The 16,212-nt window shown below is 70.0% G+C and carries 12 protein-coding genes and 1 pseudogene; 6 read left to right on the top strand and 7 right to left on the bottom strand.

What is annotated here, in order from left to right; genetic code table 11:
- Positions 1 to 35: 35 nt before the first annotated feature.
- Positions 36 to 1,457 carry a coniferyl aldehyde dehydrogenase gene (locus AC3WPZ_RS03735; protein WP_492438266.1) on the top strand — a complete coding sequence of 474 codons (1,422 nt, stop codon included), beginning with the start codon at positions 36 to 38 and terminating at the stop codon, positions 1,455 to 1,457.
- A gap of 1 nt (position 1,458) precedes the next feature.
- On the opposite strand, the gene AC3WPZ_RS03740 is transcribed toward AC3WPZ_RS03735, so the two are convergent.
- Both AC3WPZ_RS03740 and AC3WPZ_RS03745 read right to left on the bottom strand, forming a co-directional pair.
- On the bottom strand, positions 1,459 to 1,713 hold the full coding sequence (locus AC3WPZ_RS03740; RefSeq protein WP_382326451.1) for a hypothetical protein: 255 nt from the start codon (positions 1,711 to 1,713) through the stop codon (positions 1,459 to 1,461).
- Between the two features lie 109 nt (positions 1,714 to 1,822).
- Positions 1,823 to 2,659, bottom strand: a complete 837-nt coding sequence (locus tag AC3WPZ_RS03745; RefSeq protein ID WP_382156990.1) for an AraC family transcriptional regulator — start codon at positions 2,657 to 2,659, stop codon at positions 1,823 to 1,825.
- An 83-nt stretch (positions 2,660 to 2,742) separates the two neighbouring features.
- Between AC3WPZ_RS03745 and AC3WPZ_RS03750 the strand changes: the two genes are divergently transcribed.
- Positions 2,743 to 3,987 (top strand): MFS transporter, encoded by a 1,245-nt coding sequence (locus AC3WPZ_RS03750; protein WP_382320386.1) that lies wholly within the window; start codon positions 2,743 to 2,745, stop codon positions 3,985 to 3,987.
- Between the two features lie 145 nt (positions 3,988 to 4,132).
- Positions 4,133 to 6,010: pseudogene (locus AC3WPZ_RS03755) on the top strand (DUF1631 family protein); the annotation flags it as partial.
- A gap of 696 nt (positions 6,011 to 6,706) precedes the next feature.
- On the opposite strand, the gene AC3WPZ_RS03760 reads toward AC3WPZ_RS03755, so the two are convergent.
- Entirely contained in the window at positions 6,707 to 8,596 is a 1,890-nt protein-coding gene (locus tag AC3WPZ_RS03760; RefSeq protein ID WP_492438310.1) for an InlB B-repeat-containing protein, read from the bottom strand.
- Positions 8,597 to 8,792: 196 nt separating this feature from the next.
- Here AC3WPZ_RS03760 and AC3WPZ_RS03765 point away from each other — a divergent pair, with 196 nt between their 5' ends.
- Complete coding sequence (locus AC3WPZ_RS03765; RefSeq protein WP_382320382.1) at positions 8,793 to 9,104, top strand: hypothetical protein; 312 nt, start codon at positions 8,793 to 8,795, stop codon at positions 9,102 to 9,104.
- A gap of 8 nt (positions 9,105 to 9,112) precedes the next feature.
- On the opposite strand, the gene AC3WPZ_RS03770 is transcribed toward AC3WPZ_RS03765, so the two are convergent.
- Positions 9,113 to 10,903, bottom strand: coding sequence for an ATP-binding response regulator (locus tag AC3WPZ_RS03770; protein WP_492438269.1), 1,791 nt, complete (start codon positions 10,901 to 10,903; stop codon positions 9,113 to 9,115).
- Positions 10,904 to 11,518, bottom strand: coding sequence for a LuxR C-terminal-related transcriptional regulator (locus tag AC3WPZ_RS03775; RefSeq protein ID WP_492438271.1), 615 nt, complete (start codon positions 11,516 to 11,518; stop codon positions 10,904 to 10,906).
- Positions 11,519 to 11,650: 132 nt separating this feature from the next.
- Here AC3WPZ_RS03775 and AC3WPZ_RS03780 point away from each other — a divergent pair, with 132 nt between their 5' ends.
- Positions 11,651 to 12,616: a diiron oxygenase gene (locus AC3WPZ_RS03780; protein ID WP_492438273.1), complete on the top strand. Its 966-nt coding sequence runs from the start codon at positions 11,651 to 11,653 to the stop codon at positions 12,614 to 12,616.
- Position 12,617: 1 nt separating this feature from the next.
- On the opposite strand, the gene AC3WPZ_RS03785 is transcribed toward AC3WPZ_RS03780, so the two are convergent.
- Positions 12,618 to 14,864 (bottom strand): heavy metal translocating P-type ATPase, encoded by a 2,247-nt coding sequence (locus AC3WPZ_RS03785; RefSeq protein WP_492438275.1) that lies wholly within the window; start codon positions 14,862 to 14,864, stop codon positions 12,618 to 12,620.
- Positions 14,865 to 15,012: 148 nt separating this feature from the next.
- Here AC3WPZ_RS03785 and AC3WPZ_RS03790 point away from each other — a divergent pair, with 148 nt between their 5' ends.
- A complete protein-coding gene (locus AC3WPZ_RS03790) occupies positions 15,013 to 15,285 on the top strand; it encodes a hypothetical protein (protein WP_492438277.1) in 273 nt (90 codons plus the stop codon).
- A 48-nt stretch (positions 15,286 to 15,333) separates the two neighbouring features.
- Here the strand turns inward: AC3WPZ_RS03790 and AC3WPZ_RS03795 are convergent, their stop codons facing one another.
- A complete protein-coding gene (locus tag AC3WPZ_RS03795; protein ID WP_492438279.1) occupies positions 15,334 to 16,212 on the bottom strand; it encodes a sugar phosphate isomerase/epimerase family protein in 879 nt (292 codons plus the stop codon).

Here is a 16,212-nt window from a genome sequence, read left to right on the forward strand (position 1 = left end):
ACCCTTGACGGGAGGGGCGGCCTATCATGAAACCCATGACCCAGATCCCTCCCTCCCTGCCTCTGCGGGCGCTGTTCGACGCGCAGTACAACGCCAGCCGCGCCCAGGTGGACGTGCCACTGGCATTGCGGCGCGACCGGCTGGCCCGACTGCGTGCCCTGATCGACAGCCACGCGCCGGCCCTGGCCGAGGCAGTGGAGGCCGACTTCGGCGTGCGCTCGCCGCAGCTCACCGAGGCGGCGGACCTGTTCGTGCTGCGCGCGGGCATGGCCCAGCTGCACAAGCACCTGCCCGGCTGGATGAAGCCGCAGCGCGTGGCCACGCCGCTGTACCTGCAGCCCGCGCGGGCCCACATCCAGCGCCAGCCCCTGGGCGTGATCGGCGTCATCGGTCCCTGGAACTACCCGCTGCAACTCACGTTCGGCCCGGCCGCCACGGCGCTGGCGGCCGGCAACCGCGTGATGCTCAAGCCCAGCGAACTCACGCCCCACACCTCGGCCCTCATGGCCACGCTGGTGCAGCAGGCTTTCGCGGCCGACGAGTTCAGCGTGGTGCTGGGCGGGCCGGACGTGGCGCAGGACTTCTCCCGCCTGCCGTTCGACCACCTGTTCTTCACCGGCTCCACCCAGGTCGGCCGCCAGGTGGCGGCGGCCGCGGCGGCCAACCTCACGCCCACCACGCTGGAGCTGGGCGGCAAGTCACCCTGCGTGATCGATGCCTCGTGCGACCTGAACGATGCGGCCGTCAAGATCGCGCACGGCAAGCTGCTCAACGCCGGCCAGACCTGCATCGCGCCCGACTACGTGCTGCTGCCGCGCGACCGGGAGGCCGAGTTCGAACGCGCCTACACCGCCGCCGTGGCGCGCCTGTTCCCCAGCATCGCGGGCAACCCCGACTACGCCGCCATCGTGAGCGAGCGGCACCAGGCGCGCCTGGTCGCGCTGCTGGACGAAGCCCAGGCAGGCGGCGCGCGCGTGGTGAATGTGGCGCCACCCGGTGGCACCAGCGGCGGTGCGCGCCAGATGAACCCCGTGCTGGTGTTCGATGCGGCGCCGGGCCTGCGCCTGATGGGCGAAGAAATCTTCGGTCCCATCCTGCCGGTGGTGGCCTACGACGGCATCGACGACGCCATCGCCTTCATCAACCTGCGACCCCGACCGCTGGCGCTGTACTGGTTCGGCAGCGACACCGCCGCGCGAGACAGGTTGCTGAACCGCACGGTCAGCGGTGGCGTGACGGTGAACGACACGCTGATGCACATCGCGCACGAAGGCCTGCCTTTTGGTGGCGTGGGCGAAAGCGGCTGGGGCTCGTACCACGGCGAGGCCGGCTTCCTGCGCTTCACGCAGCAGAAGCCGGTGCTGGTGCAGTCGCGTTGGGCGATGGGCTGGCTGTTCTACCCGCCATATGGGGCGCGGTTCCAGCGTGTGATGGGGTTGCTCAAGCGCTGGCTCTGAGTCAGGCACCCGCCACCGCGTCGTCGTCGGTCTCCGCCGTGGCCCCGGTCGTGGCGCACTGCAGCAAACCTTCTTGCTGCAAACGCTGCAGAAGTTCTTTCACATCGTTGCCCAGCAGGCCCACCAGTTCCTGCTCGCTGCGCCTGCCGTTGGCCAGCAACAGGACGGTGTGTGTCTGGCGGCCCAGTCGGTCGGGCCAAGTGAGGGCATCCCAGGCGCGGGATGTCTTCACGTAGCGTTGGTTGTTGCATTCCATCTTTTTACTCCCCGAATCTCGGCACCATTCTGGCCCGAGCATGTCCCATGCTGCCTGTCAGATATGACAGCTCCTTGAAGGGCGGAAAGACGGCCGCGCCGAGTCTCCTTCAGCGTTGCTGGCCGTCGGCCCGCAAGCCCCAGCGCGTTGGCGGATGGCCCATGGCCGCCTTGAACATCGCGCTGAACGCACTGTCGCTGGCGTAACCCGTGGCCGCCGCCACCTGACCGATGGGCATGCCCCGGGCGAGCATAGGCAAGGCGTGTGCCAGCACCGCCTGCTGCCGCCATTGCTGGTAGGTGGTGCCCAGTTCTTCGCGGAACAGCCGCGCCACGGTGCGTTCGCTCGCGCCGGTGTCGGCCGCCCACTCGGCCAGCGTGGCGCGTTCGCCGGGCGCGCGCAGCACCGCCTCGCACAGGGCGCGCAGCCGCTTGTCGCGCGGCAGCGGCACGCCCAGGGTCTGGGTGTCGGCGTGCGCCAGCTCGTCGAGCACCAGATCGGTCAGCAGGCGGTCGCGCGCCGGTTCGGCCGCTCGCCGCGTGGCCGCGTCCATGGCCTGGATCAGCTCGCGCAACAGGGGGGAGACGACGATCATGCGGCAGGCCGTCCAGCCGGCGGGCGCGGCGCCCGCGTGGATGTAGAGCGTGCGCAACTCGGCGGCCTCGCGCACCGTGACGGCGTGGCGCATGCCGGGCGGAATCCACACCGCGCGCGAGGGCGGCACGATGTAGGTCACCGCCTGCAGGCTCGGGTCGTCGGGAGAGGCCATCGCCTGCACGATGCCCGTGGCGCAGTAGGCCAACTGCCCCCAGGGGTGGCGGTGCGGTTCGAAGTGGGTGTCCGCGCTCAGGTCGCGGGCGCGCACGCGCACCGGGCGGGCCGCGTCGGGCGTGAAGGGATCGGTGTCTCCGAGGAGCGTGGGGCCGGGGCGAGGGCGCTGAGGCATCGTTTTGGTGCGTTGGCGGACTTTCAACGAATTCTGACAGATCGTCGCGATTCGGCGAAGTCGGGCCGATCTACGATCACGCCATGTCTTCCTCCAGCACCACCTCATCCCTGCCGCCGCCCGTGGCCCTGCGGCAGGACGCCAGCCTCATCGGGCTGGTGGGCCTGGCCCACATGGTCAGCCATTTCAGCCAGCTGCTGCTCGCGCCGCTGTTCCCCTGGCTCAAGGACGCGTTCAACGCCAGTTACGCGGAACTGGGTTTCCTGATGACCATCTTCTTCGTCACCTCGTGCGCGGTGCAGACCGCCTCGGGTTTCGTGGTGGACCGCCTCGGTCCCCGCCCGGTGCTGTTCGCCGGCCTGGCGCTGCTGGGCGTGGCGGCTTTCGGGTTCGCGGCCAGCACCGGCTACTGGATGATGGCCTTCTTCGCCATCGTGGCCGGCATCGGCAACGGGGTGTTCCACCCGGTGGACTACACCCTGCTCAACCGCAAGGTGAGCGCGCCCCGCCTGGGGCACGCCTACAGCGTGCACGGCATCACCGGCAGCCTGGGCTGGGCGCTGGCGCCGGCCATGATGGTGCCGATCGCGCTGGCCTTCTCCTGGCGCGCGGCCCTGGCCAGCGCGGGTGTGCTGGCCTTCGCGGTGCTGGCCGTGCTGTGGTTCAACCGCGAGCGCCTCAGCCTGCCGGCCGCGCCCAAGCCGGTTCAGGGACCGGCCCACGCGGCCACGGAAAGCTCCACGGCTTTCCTGCGCATTCCGGCGGTGTGGATGTGTTTCGGTTTCTTCTTTTTCTATGCCATGGCGCTCAGCGTGGTGCAGGCTTTCGCGCCCGAAGCCGCGCGCCAGCTGCACGGCGTGCCGCTCGCGCTGGTGGCGGTGTGCCTGACGATCTACATGGTCTGCGCGGCCGGCGGCATGGTGCTGGGTGGCTTCCTCGCGTCCGACCCGGCGCGCTGCGAGCGCGTGGTGGGCGTGGGCTTTGGCCTGGCGGCGGTCATCGCGCTGGTGCTGGCCTTTGCCCATGTGCCGGCGGCGGTGGTGCCGGTGCTGTTCGGCGCCATGGGCTTCTCGGCCGGCATCGCGGGCCCTTCGCGCGACCTGCTGGTGAAGAAGTCCACGCCCGACAACGCCACCGGCCGTGTGTACGGCGTGGTGTATTCCGGGCTGGACATCGGCCAGGCCATCTCGCCGCTGATCTTCGGCGTGCTCATGGACCACGGCCAGTTCCAGGGCGTGCTGATCGGCCTGGCGGTGGTGCAGGCGGTGCTCATCGCGAGCGCTTTCAACGTGCGCCGGGTGCGGCGCACCGTTTTGGCGCCGGCCTGAAGCCGGCCGGCCACCCGGGCGCCGCCGATGCCGGTGTTGCGCCCGGCTGCCGAATATTTGCCGCCCTTCACGCGGTGGGCCTTGCCAGCGGGTATAAAAGCATCTTGATACATATACCCACCCGGCCGATTCCCGCACACCGCCCATGACGGCGCCCTCCCGTTTGCTGCAGCAGTGCTTTCAGGAAGCACTCTCTGGCGCGCCCGACATGCTGGCGCGCTGCGCCGACTCGGCCATCGCCAGCCTGCAGGCCGCGGAAAAAGCCTCCAAGGAAGTCGCCCAGCGCGACCGCCTCGCTCTGGCCTGGTGGGGTCTGTTGCAGAACAAGATCCAGTGGGGACGCAGCTTCTCGCAGCACCTGCGCGATGCCCTGATGGCCTCGCCCGAGATGAACAGCTCGCGCCCGGCCCTGCTGTCCGAGTCCTCCCTGCTGTCGCTGGTGGAGGACGACGCGGTCAACGAGTCGCTCGAATCGGCCCGGCTGGTGCACAGCCTCATGCCGGTGGTGGAGCAGCAACTCGGCGTGCTCGATGCCCTGATGAGTTCGGTGATCGGCCTGCAGACGGTGCAGGCCGAGCGCAACCCCATGCGGCCTTCGGTGTTCGTGCGGGCGCTGCGCGAGCTCATGGCCTCGGCCGAGTCCGAGCCCGAGGTGCGCGCCCTGTGGTTGCGGCACATGGGCGACGCGCTGGCCCGCGAGCTGCAGAAACTCTACGAGCGCGTGGCGCTGATCCTGCAGCGCGCCAACGTGCAGGAAGCCGGCTACCGCGTGCGGCTGGTGGAAGAGTCGGGCGCGTCCACCCGATCCGGCGGCCTGTCCACCCGCTCGGGCAACCTGGGCACGTCGTCCCGCGCGGCCGGGCTGGGCGTCCCGCCCAGCAGCCAGTGGCAGGACGCCGGCGACACCGGGGGCAGCGGCCACCACGCGCCGGGCTGGGCCAGTGCCGATCCACTGCCGTCCATGCAGACGCTGGCGCGCATGCAGCCGGGTGAAGACCACCAGGTCTTCCATGACTTCCTGAAGCAGGGCGGCAAACACTTCGACCGCCACCTGACCCCGGACTACTACGAGCAGGTGAGCGAAGAGCTCGCCGCCATCGAGGCGTTTGCCGCGATCCCGGTGCTCGACGAGTCCATGATCCTGGAGCAGCAGACGCAGTACCGCGACCTGCCGGTGGTGGACCGGCCGGCGCGCGAGATCGGCATCTCCAGCCAGCTCAGCCACAAGGCCTGGGGCACCTACGCCGCCGCGCACGAGCGCTCGCGCGTGCTCATGCACCTCAAGCAGAAAGCGCAGCGCGTCAGCCAGGCCGTGGGCCTGGACCTGGTGCGCACGCTGGTCAGCCAGGTGGCGAGCGATCCCTTGCTTCTGGGGCCGGTGCGCGAATCGGTGGTGGCGCTGGAGCCGGCGCTGTTGCGCCTGGCCATGGCCAACCCGCGCTTCTTCAACGAAGACGAACACCCCGCGCGGCGCCTGATCGAGAGCGTGGCGCAGCGCAGCTTCAAGTTCAACGACGAGTTCGCGCCCGAATTCGACAGCTTCTTCCAGCCGGTGCAGAGCGCGTTCAACGAGCTCAATGCCACCGCCACCCGCGACCCCCAGCCGTTCGCCGACGTGCTCACCGAGCTGCGGCAGGGCTGGGAAGCGCAGGACCAGAAGGAACTCGCGCTGCAGGACAACAGCCTGCAGTCCATCCGCTATGCCGAAGAGCGGCAGGCCATGGCGGACCAGATCGCCTGGGACCTGAGCCAGCGGCCCGACGTGGACAACGCGCCCGGCGTGATCCTCGATTTCCTCTACGGCCCCTGGTCGCTGGTGATCGCCTCGGCCAAGCTCAACGAGCCGGACGAGGCCGACCCCGGCGGCTACCGCAAGGTGGTGTCCAACCTGCTGTGGAGCGTGAAGAAGGAAGTCACGCTCAAGCGGCCCAAGGAGTTGTTCGCCATGGTGCCGGGCATGCTCGCCACGCTGCACGCGGGGCTGGACATGCTGGGCAAGACGCGCGAGGAAACCAAGCCCTTTTTCGATGCGCTGATGCGCCTGCACCAGCCGGTGCTGGGCCTGCGCCGCGCGCGCATCCGCGCCGACGCGAGCCACTCCGGCCTGCCGCCGATGGAGAACTCGGGCGCGATGCCCCTGGAGGAGGTGCCTTCCTCCATGTCCATGGACCTCGACGAAACCCTGCCCGCCACGCCCGAGCAGCGCAAGCCGAAGCCGCGCGCGCAGCCCTGGCTGGGCAAGCGCGAGCTGGAAGCCGCCGGTTTCGAGGACACCATGCCGACCGATTACGGCGACCTCATCGAAACCCAGGTGCAGGCCCGCGCCAGCGAGGACGATTCGCAGGCCGCGGCCCTGGCCGAAGAGGGCGAACTGGAAGACATCAACGCCGCCGCTACGCTGGTGGGCCTGCACGAAGGCGACTGGGTGGACCTGTATTCCCACCGCGAGTGGCTGCGCGCCCAACTCATCTGGGCCAGCAGCAAGGGCACGCTGTTCATGTTCGTGAGCCGGGGAGGCCGGCCGCATTCGATGACCAAGCGCAGCTGCGAACGCCTGATCGCCAGCCGCCTGTTGCGCCCGGTCAATACGCAGCAGGGTGTGGTGCAGAAGGCGCTGCAGGCCATGAAAAAGGCCGACCCCGCCGCCTCGTCGAGGTCGGCGGAGTCGGCCGCGGGCGGTGGTGGGGGGTGGGGCCCGCGGCCTGACGGCCGTCGCCGTTCACGGCCCCGCGTTCCAGCGGCGCACCACGATCTGCGTGCCGGTGGCGGAGAAGAGCTGCGCCCATCCGAGCACCGCGTGGCCTTGCCCGTTCATGGCCAGGGCCGGGGTGTACGACGGGTCGGTGTAGGTTTCCACCACCTCCGCCGTGAACCAGCCGCTGCCCGGCGTCAGGCGCGACACCGTGACGTTGCTGCCCACGGGATCGACCCAGGCGACCATCGCGCGGTCCGCGCTGTCCACGCCCACCACCGGCAGGCTGTCCCAGGTGCCGCCGTTGGCGCTGCGCAGCGTGGTCGGGCCGCTGAAGGCCACCGCCTGCGGGGCGGCCGCCGCCGCGTTCAGCGATTGGTCGGCATCGCCCCAGACCACCACCGCCGTGCCCGCCGCGTTCATGCGCAGCACCGGCGTGCTGACGAAGCCTTGCGTGTTGGGCACGGCTGGTGCCACGGTGCCCACCGCCGGTTGCCAGGCGCCGGCATTGAAGCGTTTGAACCAGATGGCGTTGTTGCCGGTGCCGCCCGCGATGTCGAGCTGGCCCCAGGCCAGCAGGCCGTTGCCACCGGCATCGAGCGCGAGGTCGTGCCGGCCCAGGGTCTGGAAGGCGCCCGCGTCGGTCACGATGGCGGCAGCGGTTCCCCAGCCCGCGCCCACGGTGAAGCGGTTGCCCCAGAGGTCACCGCCGCCGCCGGAGCGCTTCCACACGGTCAGTGCGTCGCCGGCGGGCGTCACCGCCACCACGGGGTCACCGTCCACGCTGCCGACCACCTCGTTGGTCTCGATCAGCTGCGGCGAACCCCAGCCGCCGCCGGGCGTGTAGCGGTTGGCGTGGATGCTGAAGCGCGTCGCCGGGCCGATCTGCGACCAGACCGCCACCGCGTTGCCGCTGTGGTCCGTGCCCACGCTGCTCACGCCGACCATGCCCGCGCCACTGTCCACCACTGCGGCGGCGCCCCAGCCGGTGGTGGGGTCCAGCGGCCTCGCATGCAGGTCCACCGTGGGGCCGGCCTGGATCCACAGCAGCATGCCGCGCCCCGTGGCCGCGTCCACCGACAAGCGCAGTTCGCTCACGTTGCCGGTGTTGCTCTCCAGCCGCTCGGGCGTGGACCAGGTGCCTCCCGAGACCGAGCGGCTGCTCCAGACGTGGTGCTCGGTGGTGCCCGGGTTCAGCTGGCGCCACACGGCGGTGGCCCGGCCCGCGTCGTCGATGGCCACCACCGGCGTCGCCGCGCCCGCGCCCGCCAGGTTCACCAGCTCACCCCAGCCCGCCTGGCTGGGCGCTGCCTTGAAGGCGGCCGCCACGGCTCGCGCCGCGCTCATCGTCACATCGCAGCTCAGGGCCTGGTTGCGGCAGGCGCCGCTCCAGCCATCGAACACCTGGCCCGACGCGGGGCTGGCCGTCAGCGTGACCAGGGTGCCGGCGTTGAACTGGGCCTCGCAGCTGCTGCCGCAGCTGATGCCCGCCGGTGACGAAGTCACATCGCCGCTGCCGGTGCGCGTGACCGACAGGTCGAAGCGCGTGGCCGTGGTGGCCACGAAGGTGGCCGTGGCCGAGCGCGCCTGGTCCATCGACACGGTGCAGGTCAGCGCCGCGCCGCTGCAGGCGCCGCTCCAGCTGGCCAGTTGCTGCCCCGCCGCCGGTGTGGCCGTCAGCGTCACCGCGCTGCCGGTCGCAAAGGGTGCGCCGCAGGCGTCGTTGCAGTCCAGCCCGGTGGGCAGTGAGCTGATGTTGCCGCTGCCCACCACGGTCACCTCCAGCCTGCTGCCTGGGACGGGAGCGGGGCTGTTGCCACCACCTCCACTGCTGTTGTTCGAGCCTCCACAGGCGCCCAGCGCGGCGGCCACCGCCGCCAGCACGGACAGCCGTGCGATCGTTCTTTGCCATTTCATTCATGTGCTCCATGGTTGTACATGGGGCGGATGCTAGGAACGAAGGGCGCGCGGCTCCATAGCACCATCGGGCAGGGCGATGCGCGCGCGCATCACCTGCCCGAAGGTGCTGTTCCCCGCCGGGGAGGTCCTGCCTAGCATGGGTTCGCGGCAGACCTTGCCGTCACCACCTCACTCTTTCAGGACAGGAGAACCCATGCACTCACCCAGACTCTGGGTACCCACCCTTGCCGCGCTGCTGCTCACCGCCGGTTGCGCATCGATGGCCGTGACCGACGAGGCCATCGTCGACCGCACCGCCTTTGCGCTCGGCCTGGAGCGAAACGCGTTCACCGTGAGCAACCGCGTCGACGAGGGCACCACCACCCGCTACGCCGTGCGCACCAAGAGCGGCCAGGAATACGGCTGCTTCGTCGGCGGGTCCTTCAACGTGCTGGGGCGCTCGGTGTCCGAGGCGGTGTGCAGCCGCAAGGGCGCGCCGCCCGCGCGCAACCCCCTGTTGCGCTGAGCCCTTCCTCAGTCGGGCTGCGGCGCCTGCTCCCTGGCGAACACCAGGCCCAGGAACGCGCGCAGCTGCACCGGCCGCACCGGCTTGACCATCACCGTCAGGCCGGCGTCCTGAGCCAGCCGCATGTGAGGGCTTCCGGCGTCGCCCGTCACCATCACGGCGGGCACCTCGTCACCCAGCAGCGCGCGCACGTCGCGCAAGGCGTCGATGCCGCTGGCACCGTCGGGCAGGCGCAGGTCCACCACCAGGGCATCGGGCCGGAACCCCGTCCGAATGTGGCCCAGGCTGGTGGCCGCATCCGCCGCCGAACGCACGTCGCAACCCCACGAGCGCAACAGGCCCGTGAGCGCGGCGCGCGCATCGGCGTCGTCCTCGATCACCAGCACGCGGTGGCCGGGCAGCAAAGCCTCTTGGGCGCCCGGCTCGGGATGGGCCGTGGCGCTCATCGTGACTTCGTCCATGGCCACGCGCCGCAGCTTCAGGGAAAACACGCTGCCCTGGCCGGGCGCCGAGCGCAGCACCGACACATCCAGCGACAGCAGGTCGCTCAGGCGCTTCACGGTGGCCAGGCCCAGTCCCAGGCCCAGGTGGCGGTCGCGGGCCGGGTTGCCCACCTGGTAGAACTCCTCGAAGATGCGCGGCAGGTCCTCTTCATCGATGCCGATGCCGGTGTCTTCCACATCGAGCCAGACGTGGCTTTCGTCGCTTGTCAGGGCGCAGGCCACCCGCACGGCGCCGCGCTCGGTGTAGCGGATGGCGTTGGAGACCAGGTTGCTCAGCACGCGGGCCAGCAGGGCGCGGTCGCTGTGCACTGCGAGTCGGCCCACATCGATGTCCAGCCGCAGGCCCTTGGCCAGCGCCAGCGGTTCGTGGGGCCGGCAGCACTCCCGCACCAGATCGTCCAGCGGAAAACTCGACCAGTGCGGCGCCATGTGGCCCACGTCGAGCCGCGTGATCTCCAGCAGGTCGTCGATCACCTCCGCCATGCCCTCCACGCACTCGACCAGGTGGGTGGACACCGCTGCCACGTCCACCTTGTGGCCCTGTTCCAGCAGCGTCTGCGACAGCAGGCGCATGGCGTGCAGGGGCTGGCGCAGGTCGTGGTTGGCGGCCGCGAAGAAACGGGTGCGCGCCGCGTTCGCCTCTTCGGCCACGCCGCGCGCGGTTTCGCTGCGTTCGTTCTCTCTTTGCAAGGCGACGATCAGTTCCTCGTTGCGCTGGCGCTGGACGTGGATCTCGCGCAGGGCCAGCGACTGGTTGCGACCGCTGACCAGGGCGTACACCCCGATCAGGAACACCAGGAACGCCAGCACCGCGTGGTACGGGTTGGCCGTCCACAGGTCGCGCAGGATCAGCGGGCCGAGCACCAGGCCCACATGGGCGATCAGCGTGAGGCGGAAGCCGGGCAGGCGCACCGAGCCGCCCATGGCGATCGCCACCAGCGTGATGTGCAGGATGGACTCCGCCTGGGGCGGCCCCGGGGTCAGCAGGACCACGCTCAGCAGGCCCCACAGCGCGGCATGCACCAGTGTGCTGCTCAGCCACCAGCGGATCCGGGGGGCCGAGCGCGGCACGCGGTACACGAACAGGGACGCCACCAGCCTCTGCGTGCTCACCGCGCAGAAGGCGACCAGCCACCAGTCAAGGCGCGAATCGGTCTGCGATTCGGCGAACTGCAGGTAGCAGATCAACGCGCCCAGCGTGCTCAGGAACCACACCGCCGGGGTGGTGCGCACCAGCCGGTTGATCTGGTCCATCTCCAGCGCGGTCGGGCCCGGGGCGCTGGTGGGTCGGTCCATTCAGATGAGGCCCGAGTCGCGTGCCAGCACCAGCAGGTGCGTGCGGTTGCGCGCGCCCAGCGCATCCAGCAGCGCGGTGACGTGCAGCTTCACGGTGCGCTCGGCAATGCCCAGTTCGTGCGCAATCTGCTTGTTCTGCTGGCCCCGCGCGATCAGCAGCAGCACCTCGAGCTGGCGTGCCGTCGGCCCTGGGGTGGTGGTGGTATTCGCGGGCACCTGGCTGGTGGATGCCGTCGGGAGGAAATGTTCGCCACCGCCGACGATCTTCTCCAGCGCGGCGAGGATCTCGGCGATCGGCAACGACTTGCCCAGAAAGCCCGCGGCGCCGGCCGTGCGCGCCTGCGCCAGCAGGTGCCGGTCTTCCTGGCCCGAGATCAGCACGCGCGCGACCAGCGGGTGTTGCGTGCCGAAGCGCCGCAAGCCGGCCAGCCCATCGTCGCCCGCCAGCCGGTAGTCGATCAGCACCACGTCCAGCCCGGGCCATTGCCGGGCCAGCGCCAGCCCGTGTTCCAGGTGCAGCACCGCCCGGGCGTCGATGCCTGGGCGCAGGTGGGTAAGGGCGTGAACGAACCCGACGCCGAACATCGGGTGGTCATCGATGAGGAGCAGGTTCATGGGCGTGTCGATTCTGGGCCCACCATGCACTTTTGGGCACTGCCCTAAGGGGCAGGTCACCGCCTTTCGGGAATATCGCCACGGATTCTTGACATACTCGAGAACCCCTCAATCGAATGCGGAAGAACCCGGATGCGCGCCAGAAAGGAAGCCGACTCGCCCTTCAAGGACTGGATCGCCACCGCCTCGGTGCGCGCCAAGCCCTCATTGACCGACTTCGATCTGTCCGGCAGCGCGGGCGAGTTCAGCAGCGTGCAGTGGTTCGTCTTCGGCCAGACCGACGAACTCATGTCGCACCCGGCGCTGCGCCACCTCGACATGGCCCGGCGCAACCGCCTGTGCGCCGCGCGGCTGGTGCATTTCCTGGACGACATGGCGCTCACCGAGCACCGCGTCGTCAACGTGGCGGCCCAGGTCATCGCGGAAAACCGCCTGCGCGCCTTCGTGCCCGAAGCGCTCGCGCTCGACGCGTTGAAGCTGTACACCGACGAGGGCTACCACGCCTACTTCACGGCCCACGCGAGCCGCGCCATCCGCGAGGTGTTCGCGCTGGAGGCGCGCGACGAACCCAGCATGAAGATCTCGGCCATCGAGGCGCTGGCGGCCCAGGTGCCGGCGCAGCGGCGCGACCTGGCCTGGTTCATGGTCGGCTTCGTCGGCGAGACCATGATCACCAAGGCCATCGTCGACGTCATGCGCGGCACGGCGCACACGGCGGTGCAGGGCATGCTGCCCGCGCACCTGGAAGACGAGTGGGTGCATGCGAAGTACTTCGCCCACCTGTTCGAGCGGATCTGGCCCCGGCTGGACGGCAACAGCCAGGCCTTCTTCGGCCGCCTGCTGCCCGACGTCATCGCGGCCTTCCACACCTGGGACGACGGCTTCCATCGCCGCCTGCTGGGCGATGCCGGCCTGGATGCCGCCGCCACCGAACGCGTGCTGAGCAAGGTGAGTGGCGAGGGCCTGCGCCACGCGCACATGCGCAGCCGCTGCGGCAACACGCTCCAGGTGCTGGAGCGCTCCGGTGTCTTCAAACACGACGCGCTGCGCGCGCTCTTCGTCCAGCGCGGCCTGCTGGACCGCGACCGCGCCTACTGAATCAGCGCCGGCGGTGGCGCAGCAGCCGCAGGCCGTTGAACACCACGAGCAGGCTGCCGCCCATGTCGGCGAACACCGCCATCCACAGCGTGGCCTCACCCACCACCGCGAGGCTCAGGAACACCACCTTGATGCCCAGGGCGAGGGTGATGTTCTGCCACAGCACGGCCTTGGTGGCGCGGGACAGGTCGATGAACTCGGCGAGCTTGCGTGGGTCGTCGTCCATCAGGGCCACGTCGGCCGTCTCGATCGCGGTGTCGGTCCCCGCGGCGCCCATGGCAAAGCCGATGTGGGCCTGGGCGAGCGCCGGTGCGTCGTTGATGCCGTCGCCCACCATGCCCACCACCGTGTCGCCGGCCGAGAGTTCCTGAATCGCCTTGAGCTTGTCTTGCGGCAGCAGCTCGCTGCGCACGTCCTCGATGCCGACCTGCCGCGCGATCGCCTCGGCCGTGTGCCGGTTGTCGCCGGTCAGCATCACCGGGCGAACGCCCAGTTGCTTCAGTTGGGCCACGGCCTCCACGCTTTCCGGGCGCACCTGGTCGGCGATCGCGAAGATGCCAATGGGCACATTGCCGCGCACCAGCACCACCGCCGTCTTGCCCTGCGCCTCCAGCGCGTCCAGCTTCGCCTCCAGCTCGGGCGAGCATGCGGCCGATTCCTCGACCAGGCGGTGGTTGCCCAGGCGGTAGCGCTCGTTCGCGATGCTGCCTTCGATGCCGCGTCCCTGCAGCGCCTGGAAACCGGTGACCTCCCGCACGGTGCCGGTGCCGCGCGCGGCAATCGCCTTGGACACCGGGTGGTCGCTGCGCCCGGACAGCGACACCGCCAGCGCCAGCACCTCGTCTTCGCTGCCCTGCAGCGCCTGCACGTCGGTCACCACCGGTCGGCCCTGCGTCAGCGTGCCTGTCTTGTCCAGGGCCAGCACTTTCAGCCGGTGGCCTTGCTCCAGGTACAGGCCGCCCTTGACCAGGATGCCGCGCCGGGCGGCGGCGGTCAGCCCGGACACGACGGAGATCGGCGTGGACAGCACCAGCGCGCAAGGGCAGGCGATGACCAGCAGCACCAGCGCCCGGTAGACCCAGGTGAGCCAGTCCGCGCCGGTCAGCAGCGGCGGCAGCACCGCGATGGCGATGGCCACCGCGAACACGGCCGGCGTGTAATAGCGCGCGAAGGTGTCCACGAAACGCTGGGTCGGCGCGCGGCTGGCCTGGGCCTCCTGCACCGCGCGGATGATGCGGGCCAGCGTCGAGTCGTCGGCCTTGGCCGTCACCTGGTAGAGCAACTCGCCGTTCTGGTTGATGGTGCCGGCGAACAGCTTGTCGCCGGCCTGCTTGTCCACCGGCACGCTCTCGCCCGTGATGGCCGCCTGGTCCACCGCCGACGAGCCGGAGGTGACGGTGCCGTCGAGCGCGATGCGTTCCCCCGGGCGCACACGAACGGTCGCCCCCAGCGCCACCGTGGCCGCCGGCACCTCCTGCCAGGCCGAGCCCTGCTGCACCGTGGCCATCTCGGGCGCCATCGCCATCAGGCCTTCGATGGCGCGGCGCGCGCGGTCCAGCGATTTCTCTTCGATCATTTCCGCGATGGCGAACAGCACCATGACCATCGCCGCTTCGGGCCACTGGCCCAGGATGGCGGCGCCCGTGACCGCCACCGTCATCAGGGCGTTGATGTTCAGGTTGAAGCGGCGCAGGGCGACGAGGCCCTTGCGGTAGGTGTCCAGACCGGCCAGGGCAATGGCGCCCAGCGCGAAGGCCACCGCCCCGAACGAGGCATCGCCATAGGCCAGCGCCACCACCTCCGCCGCCAGCGCCAGCACGCCACCCACGGCGAGCTTCCAGGGCGAGGTGTCGTTGGCGTGCGTGTGGCCAGGCCCTTCCTCGTGGTCATGGCCGTCCTTGTGATCGTGTTCATGGTCGTGGTCATGCGCCGCATGGCTGGCGGGCGCGGGGGGCGCCGCATCCACCGTGCGGATGCCGATCGACGCCAGGCCCTTGCCCTGGGGCGCCGCGCGGCCCGGGCGCACCTCGAAGCCCGAGCGGGCCGCCGCCGCGAGCAGCTCGGGCTCGGGAATCGCGCTGTGCTGGATGCGCACCGATCGGCGGATGAAGTCGGGCGCCACGTCGTGCACGCCGTCCACGCGCCGCAGTTCCTTTTCCACCAGGTTGAACTCGGCCGCGCAACACATGCTGGGCACGTGCAGCACGGTGGATTCGGCGGGGCTCGGTGTCAGGGTTTTGTCGCTCATGGGCTTATTTGAAACCCTGGAGCCGCTGGAGGGTCAAGCCTGTCCTTGTCGGCTGGCTCCTACAGCGGGCGGCGGGTTGTGCCGACAGGCCGGGCTGGCCGCCGCTGGGATCATGCGTTCAAGCCAACAACGCATCGAGGAGACTTCCATGAACCGCAACGCCGCCTACCTGCCTGGCAACCGTGACGACTCCTGGTTCGGTTTTTTCTCCAACGCGCTGATCTGGCTGCTGTTTGCGGCCGCCGGCTTGTTGCTCATGTGGTTTGTCTCGGTGTTGAACGACGTCACGCAGCGTGGCGAACAGCGCCGCCTGCAACAGCGCACCACAGGCTCGCTGATCCTGGCCGACGAGGCCGAGCGTCGGAGCCGGCCCGTGGCCGCCGTGCTGACGGCAAGCACCGAGACCTCTACCCTGCGCTGAGACCTCGCCGTCCAAAAACAAGGGCCCGACATGCGGGCCCTTGTTTCGTCACACCGCGCTGCGGTGCCTCTCGATGCAGGTCTTCAAGACCTCGTCGTGATCGCGCTTCCACCAGTTGCCGGTGGAGAAGATCTCCACCTCGCTGAAGCCGGCGAAGCCCTGCGCTTCCACCCAGCCCCGGATGCGCGGGATGTCGATCACGCCGTCGCCCATCATGCCCCGGTCGTTGAGCAGGTCGGTGGTGGGCGTGAGCCAGTCGCACACGTGGAAGGCGAGCAGGCGGTTCTTGCCCGCGCGTTCGATCTGCGCCTGCAGCTTGGGGTCCCACCACACGTGGTACACGTCCACCGCCACGCCGATCGCGCCGGTCTGGCCCGGGTCGAGCGTGTCGCACACGTCCAGCGCCTGCTCCATGGTGTTGATGCAGGCGCGGTCGGCCGCGTACATCGGGTGCAGGGGTTCGATGGCCAGCGGCATGCCGTTGGCCTTGGCGTACTCGAGCAGCTCGGCGATGCCTTCGCTCACCTGTTGGCGCGAGCGGCCGATGTCCTTGTGCGCGGCTTGACCAGCCAGCGCGCCGGGCAGGGCGCCGACCACCAGCACCAGGCAAGGTGCGTTCAGTTCACAGGCCTCGTCCACCGCGCGGCGGTTGTCGTCGCGCGCGGCCTGCAGCCCGGCGGCGTCCACCGCCGGGAACATGCCGCCCCGGCAGTAGCCCGAGAGCTTCAGGCCGAGCGACTTCACCTGGGCCGAGATGGTTTTCAGCCCGACGGCGGCGACCTGGTCCCGCCACGGTGAGATGGCCGGGATGCCGTGGCGCGCGCAGGCGTCCAGGATCTGATCGAGCGGCAGGTCCTGCCCCCGGCTCTTGCGCACCGTGGCGGTGTTGAGCGAGAGCCAGCGGTGGTCTTGGGAGAAGTCGCGCAT

This window comes from Hydrogenophaga sp. FW305-3-2-15-A-LB1, assembly GCF_058787875.1.

Coding starts and splice junctions, on each gene's coding strand:
- AC3WPZ_RS03735 (WP_492438266.1), top strand. CDS start 36: ATGACCCAGATCCCTCCCTCCCTGCCTCTGCGGGCGCTGTTCGACGCG.
- AC3WPZ_RS03740 (WP_382326451.1), bottom strand. CDS start 1,713: ATGGAATGCAACAACCAACGCTACGTGAAGACATCCCGCGCCTGGGAT.
- AC3WPZ_RS03745 (WP_382156990.1), bottom strand. CDS start 2,659: ATGCCTCAGCGCCCTCGCCCCGGCCCCACGCTCCTCGGAGACACCGAT.
- AC3WPZ_RS03750 (WP_382320386.1), top strand. CDS start 2,743: ATGTCTTCCTCCAGCACCACCTCATCCCTGCCGCCGCCCGTGGCCCTG.
- AC3WPZ_RS03760 (WP_492438310.1), bottom strand. CDS start 8,596: ATGAAATGGCAAAGAACGATCGCACGGCTGTCCGTGCTGGCGGCGGTG.
- AC3WPZ_RS03765 (WP_382320382.1), top strand. CDS start 8,793: ATGCACTCACCCAGACTCTGGGTACCCACCCTTGCCGCGCTGCTGCTC.
- AC3WPZ_RS03770 (WP_492438269.1), bottom strand. CDS start 10,903: ATGGACCGACCCACCAGCGCCCCGGGCCCGACCGCGCTGGAGATGGAC.
- AC3WPZ_RS03775 (WP_492438271.1), bottom strand. CDS start 11,518: ATGAACCTGCTCCTCATCGATGACCACCCGATGTTCGGCGTCGGGTTC.
- AC3WPZ_RS03780 (WP_492438273.1), top strand. CDS start 11,651: ATGCGCGCCAGAAAGGAAGCCGACTCGCCCTTCAAGGACTGGATCGCC.
- AC3WPZ_RS03785 (WP_492438275.1), bottom strand. CDS start 14,864: ATGAGCGACAAAACCCTGACACCGAGCCCCGCCGAATCCACCGTGCTG.
- AC3WPZ_RS03790 (WP_492438277.1), top strand. CDS start 15,013: ATGAACCGCAACGCCGCCTACCTGCCTGGCAACCGTGACGACTCCTGG.
- AC3WPZ_RS03795 (WP_492438279.1), bottom strand. CDS start 16,212: ATGCGCGACTTCTCCCAAGACCACCGCTGGCTCTCGCTCAACACCGCC.